The organism is Kaistella sp. CFF1-2, assembly GCF_059509915.1.
The window spans coordinates 650,982-664,091 of the sequence record NZ_JCAKLF010000001.1 but is presented as its reverse complement, the minus strand read 5'-3'; the positions used below and the strand labels follow the sequence as shown (position 1 = coordinate 664,091).

Here is a 13,110-nt window from a genome sequence, read left to right as displayed (position 1 = left end):
CAATTAAGCACTGCTTTTTTTATTTTAAGTATTTTTGCAATTCATTAGTCAAAATCAAATTCTTGAAAGATTACTATTATTTTCTAGGCGTAGCGTCGGATGCTTCTGAGGAGGACATTCGTAAGGCGTATAGAAAATTGAGCGTAAAATATCATCCCGATAAAAACGATGACGATGCTTTTTTTGAAAATCGTTTTCGAGAAGTTCAAGAAGCCTACGATACGTTGGGCGATTCGGTGAAGAAAAAGGCGTACGATCTTATTTTCAATTCGCAACTATCCAATATGCGTTCGGCGCTACCGCCCGTTATCAAATCGTTTCATGTGAATAAAGTTCGGGTCGTAAAAGGCGAAGAAATTATTATTACGTGGAACACGTTGAATGCGGATGTGGTGAAAATTATGCCTTTTGGCTTGATGAAACCTTTCGGTGAAAAACGAATTAAAATAACAGAATTTATAGACGGTAAATTTCAACTGCTTTTGCAGGCGAATAATTCGTTTCTGAATAAGACAATAGTAAAAGGAATTTCATTGACGGAGATTTCGGAGAGCGAGAAAGCTCAAAATCCGAATAATATTGAAGAAATCTTGAAACCGAAACAGTCGATTTCTGAAAAAGAAGATTTAGGTTTCACCAAAAAACTTGTTCCGTTTTTGGTTATCGCCATTTTGGTGGCGTTGGCTATTTACTTTTTTACAAGCTAATTACGCCATCTTCAAGCGTCCTGGACACTTTTTGCAACGCTTTCCTTTTTTGAATTTCTTGCAGCAGTTTTTCTTACCACAATACATTTCTTCTTGGATGCTACTTGCGGGCATTAAAGGAGCCACTTTAAATGGGATGATGTTCGCATTCATGTCGCAAATATATAAATTAATTTAGAATAAATTTAAATAATAATCTTATTTAGAATCGAATCATCAATTGATTGATTTTTAATAGGTTAAATTCTTAATTACTTGATTTGAATACGAATATTTGAAGTTTTTTTCATTGGTATTAGGCTTGAAATAGAGGTTTTTTGAATTTTTGCTTTGGAAAATACTGACATTTGTCACGTTTTGTGATTCGCGTAATAATCACTAAATTTACCATTCTATTTTTCGACAAATAAATCTAGTAAAATATATGAATACAACGCAGTTTGTGAATCGTCACATTTCGCTTAATGAAAAGGATAAGCAAGAAATGTTGGCCAAAATTGGGGTGTCTACCATCGAAGAGTTGATCAATCAAACTATTCCCTCAAGCATTCGTTTGGAAAAGGATTTGGACATTTCGGAAGCTTTATCTGAGTTTGAATTGCTTCAACATTCAAAAGACCTAGCTTCTCAAAACAAATTATTTGATAACTATATTGGTTTTGGATATTACGGAACGGTACTTCCATCGCCAATTCAAAGAAATATTTTCGAAAATCCAGGATGGTACACGGCGTACACACCATACCAAGCGGAAATCGCTCAAGGAAGATTAGAAGCTTTGTTGAACTACCAAACAGTGGTAACCAACTTATCAGGATTCCCTTTAGCAAACGCATCTTTGTTGGATGAAGGAACAGCGGCTGCAGAAGCCATGCACATGTTCTTCGAAAGTAGAACAAAAGAGCAAAAGAAAGGTGAAGCAACGAAATTCTTCATTTCAGATTTAGTATATCCTCAAACAATTGCGGTTCTTAAAACGAAAGCTGACGGTTTAGGAATTGACGTTATTGTTGGAAATCACCAAGAACATCAGTTCAACGATTCGTATTTCGGGGCATTATTGCAATATCCAGGGAAAAACGGAATCGTAATCGATTATACGGAGCTTATTCAGACTATGAAAGGGGTGAATATGCAAGTAGCGATGGCTTGTGATATTTTATCATTAGTGCGTCTAAAATCTCCAGCTTCTATGGGTGCTGATTGTGCGGTAGGAACTACGCAACGTTTCGGTATTCCGATGGGTTACGGTGGTCCTCACGCAGCATATTTTGCTTGTAAAGACGAATATAAGAGAGATATTCCAGGAAGAATTATTGGAGTTTCTCAAGATGCGTACGGAAAGAGAGCGTTACGTATGGCGCTTCAAACACGTGAGCAGCACATTAAGCGTGAAAAAGCTACATCGAACATTTGTACAGCACAGGTTTTATTATCGGTAATGGCTGGAATGTACGCTGTTTATCACGGTCCGGATGGATTAAGATTTATTGCAGATCAAATTCACTACAAAGCAAATGCATTAAGACAAGCGTTGAAAGTATTTGGATATGATGTTGTTGATGAGCCGGTTTTTGATACCGTAAAAATTAGAATTCACGAGAGCGATAAAGCGAATTTGCAACGAATTCTTCAAGATCAGAAAATCAACTTGAACTATTTCTCAGAAGGTATTGTTTCGATTTCAATTGATGAAACTTCTACGTTAGAGAAAATTCAAAAATTAGTAGATGCTTTAGCAAGTAACTTGCAGAAACAAGCATTCAAAATTGAGTTGAAAGAAGAATATTCTATTCCAGCTTCGTTATTAAGAACAGATGATATTTTGTCTGATGAGGTGTTCAACAAATACCACACGGAAACAGAATTGATGCGTTATATCAAAGGATTGGAACGAAAAGATCTTTCTTTAGTTCACTCCATGATTTCGTTAGGTTCTTGTACGATGAAATTGAACGCAGCAGCAGAAATGTTACCACTTTCTTGGGCAGAATGGGGAGGTTTACACCCGTTTGTTCCTTTAGCACAAGCAAAAGGATATCAAACCATGATTCAAAGTTTGGAAGAAGATTTAGCAGAAATTACAGGTTTTGCAAAAACATCACTTCAACCAAATTCAGGTGCTCAAGGAGAATACGCTGGTTTAATGGTGATTCGTGAGTACCACAAATCAAGAGGAGATCATCATAGAAATATCGCTTTAATTCCACAATCTGCGCACGGAACAAATCCAGCGTCAGCAGTTATGGCTGGGATGAAAGTCGTTGTTGTGAAGAATCTTGAAAATGGAGAAATTGATTTCGACGATTTGAAAGTGAAAGCAGAACAATATTCAGAAAATCTTGCAGCGGTAATGATTACGTATCCATCAACATACGGATTCTTTGATGCTAATATTAAAGAAATTACGAAGTTGATTCACGACCATGGTGGTCAAGTGTATATGGATGGAGCAAACATGAATGCGCAGGTAGGATTTACAAGTCCAGGAAATATCGGTGCCGACGTTTGTCACCTAAACTTACATAAAACATTTGCAATTCCTCACGGAGGTGGAGGTCCTGGTGTTGGTCCTATTTGTGTTGCGGCGCATTTAGCACCTTTCTTGCCTAGCAATCCGAATATTAAAATTGGAGGTAAAGATTCTATTGATGCTATTTCTTCAGCGCCTTACGGTTCTGGATTGGTATTGAATATTTCATACGCGTACATCAAAATGTTGGGAACTCCAGGTTTGAAAAAAGCTACTGAACATGCAATTTTGAATGCGAATTACTTGAAAGAAGTATTGGCAGAGCATTTCCCAATTTTATACGCAAACGAAAGCGGAAGAGTGGCTCACGAATGTATCGTCGATTTCCGTCAGTTCAAATCTTTAGGAATTGAAGTGGCTGATGTTGCGAAGCGTTTAATGGATTACGGTTTCCACGCACCAACGGTTTCTTTCCCAGTGGCAGGAACATTGATGATTGAGCCAACTGAATCTGAAAGTAAAGCTGAAATCGATCGTTTTGCTTCGGCATTAATCAGTATCAAACATGAAATTGATGAGATTGCAAACGGTGAAGCGGATGCTGAAAACAACTTATTGAAAAATGCACCTCACACAGAACAAGTGGTGATTTCGGATTCTTGGGACAAGCCGTACAGCAGAGAAAAAGCGGCATATCCATTGGATTGGGTGCGTCACAACAAGTTCTTCGCTTCGGTTTCTCGTGTAGACGAAGCCTATGGAGACAGAAACTTAGTTTGTACATGTGCACCAATTGAAAGTTATATGTAATTCATTTTTCAATAAATAAAATAAAAAAATCCTGAATTTTAATTCAGGATTTTTTATTTTGAATTTCACTTAAAATCTGCTCGATTCTTTTAATTTGATTTTGCTCAATTTCAATCATTTTTTGCTGTTGTAGTATAATCAAGTGATCGAGCTTTTCATGTAAAGACCGTATTTCAAATTCACTTTTCAGATTAATCATGTAATCTTTTTTGGCTCTTTGACGGTCTTTTTCCTCTTGACGATTTTGGCTCATCATAATAATTGGAGCTTGAATTGCTGCAATACACGAAAGGAAAAGATTTAATAAAATAAAGGGATAGGGATCAAAACCTTTATCTTTGAAAACGTAAACATTGAGAATAATCCAGCCAGCAAGCAACGTTGAAAAAATGATTATAAACTTCCAGCTTCCCCCGAAACTGGCAACTTTATCCGCTAAACGAGCGCCAAAACCTTCCTTTTTCAAAACATCATCTGTTTCGTCATCCAATTTTCCGCTCAAGATCGTTTTTTGAGAAATCGATTGAATGACTTCTTTTTCATCTTCCGAAAGTTCGCCCAATTCTTCGGTAAGAATTGAGGAAAGATATTCGTTTCTAAGAATGTTAATCTCGGAAACCGGAAGTTGAGATTCAACGGTGTATTCAGGGTGATTTTGTTTGATAAAATCAAAAAAATGCCGACTCAAATTAGCAAGATTTACTTTAGGTTCATCACTACGATTGTTTGTATCCTGATTGGTTTTTATAGTATCCATAATGAAGTGGCTAGAAATTCTTTTATAAATATAAAAATAGCGTAATTTTGAAAATCTATGGATTTAAATACACTTTTTACTAATAAAAGATCTGGAAATCATTCTGCAACGGCAGCTTCGAGAACTGATTTTCAACGCGATTACGACAGAATTATCTTTTCATCGGCTTTTAGACGACTACAGAACAAAACACAAGTTTTTCCTTTGCCAGGAAGTGTTTTTGTTCACAATCGGTTGACGCATTCTTTGGAAGTTTCTTCTGTTGGTCGTAGTTTGGGAAGTGCTATCGGTGAGTTTATTGTGGATTCTCAAAAACCTAATTTAGCCCCAGCCGCGCAAGAATTTTATTTGCATCATCTAAAAGAAGTGGTTGCGGCTGCTTGTTTGTGTCATGATATTGGAAATCCCGCTTTTGGGCATTCCGGAGAAGATGCAATTGCGTCTTTTTTCGAAAGAAATGAATCCGATTTGAAGTCCAAATTCAACGAAAAAGAATGGGCGGATTTGCTCAATTTTGAAGGAAATGCCAATGCAATTCGAGTTTTAACGCATCAGCAAAAAGGAAAAGATCAAGGTGGTGCGCAATTAACGTATTCTACTTTGGCGAGTATTGCAAAATATCCGTGTGAAGCCATAGCAAAGAAAAAAGGTGTTTTGCATCGTAAGAAATTTGGGTTTTTCCAAAATGAAAAAGAAACGTTTTTGGACATCGCGAAAGAAACGGGAATGATTCAAGAAAGTGAAGAGCCGATGATTTTTAAACGAAATCCGTTTGTTTGGTTGGTAGAAGCTGCAGACGATATTTGCTACAATATTATCGACATGGAAGATGCTCATCGTTTGGGAATTGTTTCGACTTCTGATTGCGAGAATTTGTTTTTTGATTTAATTCGATCTGTGGATTCTTCAACCGAAAGGGTAGAGCGAAAATTGCCGAGTTTAACGAATAAAAACGAGCGTATTTCGTATTTGAGAGCAAAAGTGATTAATTCTTTAATTGTAAAAGCTATCGAGTTGTATCAAACCAATTTTGAAGCAATTTTACATGGTGAATTGGATCAAGCGTTACTTTCGATGTATCAGAAAGATAATCCATCGCTTCAAGAAATTGAAAGTTTTTCTATTGCAAAGATTTACAATCATAAAGTGGTTGTTGAGATTGAAAATGCAGGATACAATGTCATGTATGAACTTTTAAACCATTTTGTATTCCCTGTTTTAAAAGAATCAAATGAAATTAAATCGTATGATAAAATGGCATTGAAACTACTTCCAGAACAGTTCGTATACGCTGAAGGAAGTTCGTATCAAAAGGTTTTAGGTGTTCTAGATTTTGTTTCAGGGATGACGGATAATTACGCAACCGATATTTATCGAAAAATCAAGGGAATTGATATTGGAATGACCATGTAAAATCGTATCTTACCCATTGAAAATGTTAAAATATAAATTATGATTTTTTTAGGACCTATTATTTTTTTCGGCCTTATTTTACTTTTTGCTTCGTTTTTCGTTGTAAAACAAGAGACGGCAGCTATTGTTGAGCGTTTTGGAAAGTTCCATTCCGTTCGTCATTCGGGATTGCATCTTAAAATTCCGATCATCGATCAAATTTCGAAAAGATTGAATTTGAGAATTCAACAATTGGATGTAATGATTGATACCAAAACCTTGGATAACGTATTCATCAAAATGAAAGTTTCGGTTCAGTATCAAGTAATTCGTACGCAAGTTGGTGATGCTTATTATCGTTTGGAAAATCCAGAAAATCAGATTACATCATTCGTTTTTGACGTGGTTAGAGCGGAGGTTCCAAAATTGAAATTGGATGACGTTTTCGTACGTAAAGATGATATTGCAGTAGCGGTAAAAGGAGAACTTCAAGAAGCGATGAACTCGTATGGTTATGATATTGTAAAGGCGTTGGTAACGGATATTGATCCAGATGAGCAAGTAAAGCATGCGATGAACAGAATTAACGCAGCTGAACGTGAAAAAACAGCAGCTGAATACGAATCTGAAGCACAGAGAATCCGTATCGTTGCGGTTGCAAAAGCAGAAGCGGAATCTAAAAAACTTCAAGGACAAGGTATCGCAGATCAAAGACGTGAGATTGCGCGTGGTTTGGAAGAATCTGTGAAAATGCTAAACGCGGCCAATATCAATGCGCAAGAAGCTTCAGCATTAATCGTTGTTACTCAGCATTACGACACCTTAAATTCAATTGGAGCAAACAACAGAAGTAATTTGGTATTATTACCGAATTCACCAACAGCAGCAAGTTCTATGTTGAATGACTTAGTGGTTTCTATGTCGGCAACTCAGAAAATGGAAGAAACATTGAGAAATCAAAAATAGATTGATTTCTTTGTTGGAATAAATTTCGGGCGGCCCAAAGGGCCGCCCGAACTCTATTTAAAATCGATTCAAAATTAATACATGGTTCGTTTTACTTTTGAAATCTGCTTAATCAAAGTGTATTGGTTAGAAGAAGCATCTGCAGGTGGGTTTTCAATTTTTTGAACATTCACCGTTAAAACGTATTCGTATCCCGGCTCATAATTGAAGCCACTAATCGTGTCATAAAACATCGTCCAGTTATCGCCTGCTTTTTCTTTCACCATCAGACATTGTTTTTTCATAACTCCAGCAACACATTCTTTGGTTTCTGGCCCAACAATAATTGTTTTAATACTACTCGAATCGGAAGTTTGTACCGTACATTGGATAAATACTAAACTGATAAATCCAAGTAGGAGTAAGGGAAGTTTAATTTTCATGATAGGTATATTTAAAATTTTGAAAAGTCAATAACCGTGCCGATTTTCAAGAACGCTTTCAATTTGAAATCAACTAATATGAAGCATACTTCCTTTCAGAAATAACTTATTCCTGATTCTCTTTTCTCAATTTGCTATGTTTCATACCGTAGGTGAAATAAATAATTAAACCAATAGCAAACCACAATCCGAACCAAAACCAGTTTTCATGGCTCATTCCCGTTAAAAGATACAAACATGAAGTAAGTCCCATTAATGGAATCAAGGAAAGATTTTTGGTGAAAGCAATGATACATAGTACAACGTTTATTACAAGATAAACACACATGGACATACGGAACTCTCTTTCATTTTCAACTGACCAATCTAGCAAATCGGTGAAAAAACTCGGTTGCCAAATTGCAAACGCCGAAACAGCGCCCACGAAAAGTAATGGGAAAATGTATTTCGCATTCACATAAGGCATTTGAAAACGCCCTTTTTCTTTTGGTTTTGGAGGCAACATCAGAACACCAGCACAAACCAAAACAAACGCAAATATAGTCCCGATACTTGTGAAGTCTAGAATAAAAACTTTATCCGTAAACAGAATCGGAATTCCAACGACAACCCCTGTGATAATCGTTGCAAAAGAAGGTGTTTTGTATTTTGGATGAATGGTTAAGAATTTTTTCGGCATCAACCCATCTCTACTCATGGCGTACCAAATTCTTGGTTGTCCCATTTGGAAAACTAGAAGTACGGTCGTAATCGCTACAATTGCCACAAAAGAAACCGTTAATTCCATCCAAGCGACATTAGCATTGGTTTTATCAAAGATGAATGCTAAAGGATCTCCAACGCCATCAAAACGTCTGTAATCCACCATTCCAGTAAGAACTAAAGTTAAAGCAATGTAAATAACTGTACACAAAACCAAAGAAATAATCATTCCTTTGGGAAGTGTTTTTTGCGGATTTTTAGTCTCTTCAGAAAGAACACTTAGGGCGTCAAAACCAATATAGGCAAAGAAAACTCCCGAAACGGCGCTCATCACACCCGAAAAACCATTCGGCATAAACGAAGGTTCGTTTGTCACTTGACTTACGGGCATCCAATTATCTGCATTAACGTAGGCTACGCCAACAAGAATCACCAAAATAATAACAGCTAATTTTAATAAAACCAATGCGTTATTGAAATTCTTACTTTCGCGAACTCCAACGTAGCAAAGCCACGTAATCAAGCCATTAATGCATAATGCGGGTAAATCGAAAATGATTTTTTGACTACCTAGAAATGGGGCTGTTTTCCAAGCATTCAGCAATTCAGAATTGGTTGAACCGCCTTCGAATGCTTTTTTAGCTTCCGAATAACTGCATGTTAAATAATCCGGAATATGCATTCCAAGCCGTTCTACGAAGCTTGTAAAGTAATCAGACCATGAAAAGGCAACGTAAATATTTCCGAAAGAATATTCCATGATCAGCGCCCAACCGATGATCCACGCAATTAATTCCCCAAAACTAGCGTAAGCATAGGTATACGCCGATCCTGCGACAGGAATTCTACTTGCGAATTCTGCATAACACATCGCCGTAAAAGCGCAAGCGACCCCGCAAATAATATACAAAAGCGTAACGCCTGGTCCTCCTTTGTAAATAGCCTCACCTAATGAGCTAAAACTTCCCGCTCCGATAATGGCAGCAATTCCAAAAAATACAATATCCCAAGTTCCTAAAACCCTCAGTAAACCAGAAGATTGACCTGCGTTTTCGTAATTTTTTCTTCTGAATAACTGATTCATTTTTTAGGCGGTATTTTGGGTTAATTTTAACAAATGTAAATATTTGACTCAAGTATTCATAATTTAAAATGAAATTTAGCGTTAAAAACTTAATTTTTATCTTTGCAAAACCATCGGAATACGAAATTCAAATGCTGAAAAAATACCTTTTTTCCTTCTTTCTTCTAATCACCTTTTTAGGGTTTGCTCAAACTCCATCCAATACCCATATTTTAGATAATTCCGGAGTTAAAGTTCCAGATGTTCTGTATTATTGTCAAGGTGAAAACTTTAATCTAAGTGTTAATTCATCAGCTGTTTCGTCTGACTCTTATACTTTGAACAAATTAACAAGTCAACTTGAAATCAAAAGTAAAAATACTGTTGATTTTGGATCAAATGATGCAAATGTTTTTAGTAAAAGTATTCCGCTTGGATTTAATTTTAATTTTTACGGAAAGAAATATGATAAAATTGTTGTAGGGCGTAATGGTCGCGTCGTATTGTCGCAAGATTCCGAAATTGATAATTTGAAAGATAATACAAAGTATACTGATAGAGTGTTTAGTGGTGTGAACCCTTTAAATTATTCTGTTTTACCTTCAACAAATTACAATAAAATTTATAAAAATAATCCTTCACAGGAATTTCCATTGGCTCAAATTTTTGCGGGTTATACAGATATTTATTTTAGTGCAAGTTATTTGACTAAGACTTTTTATTATTACGATCCAAATTTTACTTTTGATGGTTCTAGTGGATTGCTCATCTACATGCAAGGGTTAGTTAGAACTGATGGGACAGGAAATTTATCCGCTTCGCAATTTGATTCTTATATTTTAATTCTAAAAGATGGAAGAATACTAACAAGAGTTCAAAATAAGACTGATGCCTCATACAATGCCATAATGGGAATTCAGAGCGAAGATGGTACAAAGTTCTCCGTTCCAGAACATTCAATTTCTGGTTCTAATTATAATAATGGTAAATGGAGAAGTGAAGGTGTTACATTCGAATGGAAGCCTAATTTGAAAGTAAAGTCGGATGTTATTTGGTATGTGAATGGTGTTGATGTTCATCATGGAGATTCTTATCCTAACTATACGCCATCGAGTGATCCAAATGAAAATCTAGAAGTAAAAATTCTATATGTAGATGGTACATCGGAATCGAGTTACGTAATTCTAAATAAAATTCAACCTGTTGTTGTTAAAGATCCTGTTTATACTTCGGGCTGCGGAAATCCAGCAAAATTAGAAATCGATTCACCAATCGCGGGTTTAACCTATCATTGGTTTAATGTTTTGAATCCAGCAACTGAAATTGGATCGGGAACTTCGATCAATGTGGGAACGGGAAGTTATATTGCAAAAGCAAAGAGTTCTAGCGGCGGGTTTTGTGGTGAGTCTTTACCGAAAGTGGTAAATGTTGCATCTATTTTACCTGTTTTTGCACCGCCAGTTGGAGGCTACACGTTTTGTGAAAATTTAGGTTCGAGCTCTAAAATTATTGATTTAAATACATTAACTAGTTATCCAGCAGATGTGACAAAGTATACCATTACTTTTCTTGAAAATGGGACGCCTATTTCACCTTCTGTAACTATGAATTCGGGTACTTCAAGGAATTTTACAATCAAAGTTGAAACTCTTGCTTCGGTAACGCCTTCGTGTACTTTTGTCGCAAATTTTAAGGTCAATTATCAATCGTTTCCTATTAATGGAACTGTAGTTTCTCCAACGAATAAATTATGTTTTGATGCGAATTCATATTCAATAAATCAGTTTAAAGTTGATTTTCCCCAGTATGCTAGTTTTGATGCGAAATTTTCGTCTGACAATGTCAACTTTGATTCAAATGATAAAAACCCACACAATCCAATTTATGTTGAGTTAAAGAAATCTGGTTTTACATGTTCATCTGCTTTAGAATTGAAGGTTAATTTCAACGAAGAAATTGTTGTTAAACCATATACTCAGTTTCCGGCACATTGCTTTAGTTCAACAGAATATTTTGATCTTAACGTGACGAAAAATCAATTAGAATATGGGAATGTTAAAGCCAGGTTTTATGCAAGTTATGTAGCTGGTGTTTTTTCAAATGAAGTAACCAATTTGCATTTTCGTGGTAGCGGAAAGATTTACGTAGAGCTTATTGGTGAGGGTGGTTGTGTTTATAATGGAGTTCCGCCTGAACTTAATTTGGAGATTTATAGTAAACCTTCTTTAATTAAAACGACACCAGAATTAAAGAAATCAACTTGCGGTACAAATACGTATAATTTAACGACCAATATTCAAGATTATATTGGTGTTTGGAATCGATATTCAGAAATTCGATATTTCGATGGAAGTGGCACCCGAATGTTGAATCAAACCGAATGGGAAAATTACAATGCAGACGTACGAGGAACGCCGTATATGGAGTTTTATTACAATTCGACAAACAATGGACAATGTAGTGATCGTATTAATTTTACGTTACAAACGTCTTCAAAACCAGTTCCTTTAAAAACCACTTTCCCAATTTGCGGAGAAACAACCTACGCTTCGTCTAGACTCATTGCAGAAGTAATTGCGAATCCTGCGAATTATACATTTACGATGAGTGATGGTTCTCCTTTACCGATGAATTTTGATGTGAGTTCGCTTCCGAAAACGATCACGATTCTTATCAAAGACAATACTTCTGGTTGTATTTCGGATCCCACTGATATTACATATTCACAAGGTTCGGCAACACCGATTTTGACAACTTCGCCAGTACAATATCCGCTTTGTGATTCGGTTGGTGATACGTATGATGGATTTACTTCTTTCGATTTGAATTCGAAAAAATCAAGTTTTACCAACGATACAACTGCTAAAGTTCAGTTTTACTCCGATGCGGCTCGACAAAATGAAATTCAAACAAGTTTTACAAACACAACGGCATTTAATCAAACCATTTATGTGAAAGTGACGGCGGTTGGTGCTTGTCCTTCGTTGGGTGAACTTGCTTTGAAAGTAAATTCTCCAACAAAATCAACGACGCTGAAAGAAAAATATCCGATTTGTTTTGGTTCACAAGTTTCTGTTGATGCAGGAACAGAAAATGTAAAATTTAATTGGAGTGGTGGAGTAGCGGGTTTTACACCGAATATTCGTGTTTTTGACAAAGCGGGGACGTATTCTGTGGTTTTAGAGAATGCTGACGGGTGTTCATATTCGCATTCGTTTATTATTTCGGATGAGCAACAACCTAAAGTTCAAATTATTCAAGATAATACGAAGATTGAGGTGATTGCTTCGGGTGGTGTTCCTCCATACCGCTATTCTTTTGACGGTGGATTGACTTTCCAAAATTCCAATATTTTACTAAATCCAACCGAAAAGGAATATGTAATTCAAGTTCAATCGACGTTGGATGCTGCTAATGGATTGTATTGCAATAGTGAATTACTTTACATTTATTCGATAGTAATTCCTAATGCCATTACACCTAACGGTGACGGAATCAACGATACATGGACGATTCCGAATTTGGATAAAATGGATCAAGTGGAAATCGTGATTACAGATCGTTTCGGGAAAAATGTTTTCAAAACGTCGGATAAAAATCAGTTGATTTGGGACGGAAAACATAACGGAAAGCCTTTAGTCACGGGCACGTATTGGTACGTGGTGAAATGGTTTGATCCTTCAACCAAGAAAAACGAAGTCCGACAAGGTTGGATTCTTCTTAAAAATAGAAATTAAAATTGTTAAAATTTAAATCAAAACTTCAATCCATATCTTTGGGTTGAAGTTTTATTTTTGCTTGATTTTCAACGGTTCTCC

Annotated in this window: 9 protein-coding genes; 5 read left to right on the top strand and 4 right to left on the bottom strand. The window is 36.1% G+C overall.

Translation table 11 applies throughout. From position 1 onward, the window contains the following. Positions 1–62 precede the first annotated feature (62 nt). A complete protein-coding gene (locus tag AC5XHR_RS03055; RefSeq protein ID WP_495949304.1) occupies positions 63–707 on the top strand; it encodes a J domain-containing protein in 645 nt (214 codons plus the stop codon). On the opposite strand, the gene AC5XHR_RS03050 is transcribed toward AC5XHR_RS03055, so the two are convergent. Next, the gene (locus AC5XHR_RS03050) at positions 708–860 is read right to left on the bottom strand and encodes a hypothetical protein (protein ID WP_495949303.1); all 153 of its coding nucleotides are present in this window, start codon (positions 858–860) and stop codon (positions 708–710) included. It lies immediately after the preceding gene. 271 nt (positions 861–1,131) lie between these two features. Between AC5XHR_RS03050 and gcvP the strand changes: the two genes are divergently transcribed. Continuing rightward, positions 1,132–3,990 (top strand): aminomethyl-transferring glycine dehydrogenase, encoded by a 2,859-nt coding sequence (gene gcvP / locus AC5XHR_RS03045; protein ID WP_495949302.1) that lies wholly within the window; start codon positions 1,132–1,134, stop codon positions 3,988–3,990. A gap of 43 nt (positions 3,991–4,033) precedes the next feature. On the opposite strand, the gene AC5XHR_RS03040 is transcribed toward gcvP, so the two are convergent. Further along, complete coding sequence (locus AC5XHR_RS03040) at positions 4,034–4,747, bottom strand: DUF1003 domain-containing protein (protein ID WP_495949301.1); 714 nt, start codon at positions 4,745–4,747, stop codon at positions 4,034–4,036. A 57-nt stretch (positions 4,748–4,804) separates the two neighbouring features. Between AC5XHR_RS03040 and dgt the strand changes: the two genes are divergently transcribed. Then, a complete protein-coding gene (gene dgt / locus AC5XHR_RS03035; RefSeq protein ID WP_495949300.1) occupies positions 4,805–6,160 on the top strand; it encodes a dGTP triphosphohydrolase in 1,356 nt (451 codons plus the stop codon). A gap of 39 nt (positions 6,161–6,199) precedes the next feature. Further along, a complete protein-coding gene (locus tag AC5XHR_RS03030; RefSeq protein WP_495949299.1) occupies positions 6,200–7,105 on the top strand; it encodes an SPFH domain-containing protein in 906 nt (301 codons plus the stop codon). A gap of 74 nt (positions 7,106–7,179) precedes the next feature. Here the strand turns inward: AC5XHR_RS03030 and AC5XHR_RS03025 are convergent, their stop codons facing one another. Both AC5XHR_RS03025 and AC5XHR_RS03020 read right to left on the bottom strand, forming a co-directional pair. Further along, positions 7,180–7,527, bottom strand: a complete 348-nt coding sequence (locus AC5XHR_RS03025; protein WP_495949298.1) for a DUF4377 domain-containing protein — start codon at positions 7,525–7,527, stop codon at positions 7,180–7,182. 106 nt (positions 7,528–7,633) lie between these two features. Next, on the bottom strand, positions 7,634–9,313 hold the full coding sequence (locus AC5XHR_RS03020) for an APC family permease (RefSeq protein ID WP_495949297.1): 1,680 nt from the start codon (positions 9,311–9,313) through the stop codon (positions 7,634–7,636). Between the two features lie 68 nt (positions 9,314–9,381). On the opposite strand from AC5XHR_RS03020, the gene AC5XHR_RS03015 reads away from it, so the two are divergent. After that, positions 9,382–13,029 carry a T9SS type B sorting domain-containing protein gene (locus AC5XHR_RS03015; protein ID WP_495949296.1) on the top strand — a complete coding sequence of 1,216 codons (3,648 nt, stop codon included), beginning with the start codon at positions 9,382–9,384 and terminating at the stop codon, positions 13,027–13,029. Positions 13,030–13,110 lie beyond the last annotated feature (81 nt).

Excerpts from the sequence above, each read along its gene's own strand:
- AC5XHR_RS03040 (WP_495949301.1), bottom strand. The coding sequence starts at position 4,747 with ATGGATACTATAAAAACCAATCAGGATACAAACAATCGTAGTGATGAA.
- AC5XHR_RS03015 (WP_495949296.1), top strand. The coding sequence starts at position 9,382 with ATGAAATTTAGCGTTAAAAACTTAATTTTTATCTTTGCAAAACCATCG.
- dgt (WP_495949300.1), top strand. The coding sequence starts at position 4,805 with ATGGATTTAAATACACTTTTTACTAATAAAAGATCTGGAAATCATTCT.
- gcvP (WP_495949302.1), top strand. The coding sequence starts at position 1,132 with ATGAATACAACGCAGTTTGTGAATCGTCACATTTCGCTTAATGAAAAG.
- AC5XHR_RS03050 (WP_495949303.1), bottom strand. The coding sequence starts at position 860 with ATGAATGCGAACATCATCCCATTTAAAGTGGCTCCTTTAATGCCCGCA.
- AC5XHR_RS03030 (WP_495949299.1), top strand. The coding sequence starts at position 6,200 with ATGATTTTTTTAGGACCTATTATTTTTTTCGGCCTTATTTTACTTTTT.
- AC5XHR_RS03020 (WP_495949297.1), bottom strand. The coding sequence starts at position 9,313 with ATGAATCAGTTATTCAGAAGAAAAAATTACGAAAACGCAGGTCAATCT.
- AC5XHR_RS03025 (WP_495949298.1), bottom strand. The coding sequence starts at position 7,527 with ATGAAAATTAAACTTCCCTTACTCCTACTTGGATTTATCAGTTTAGTA.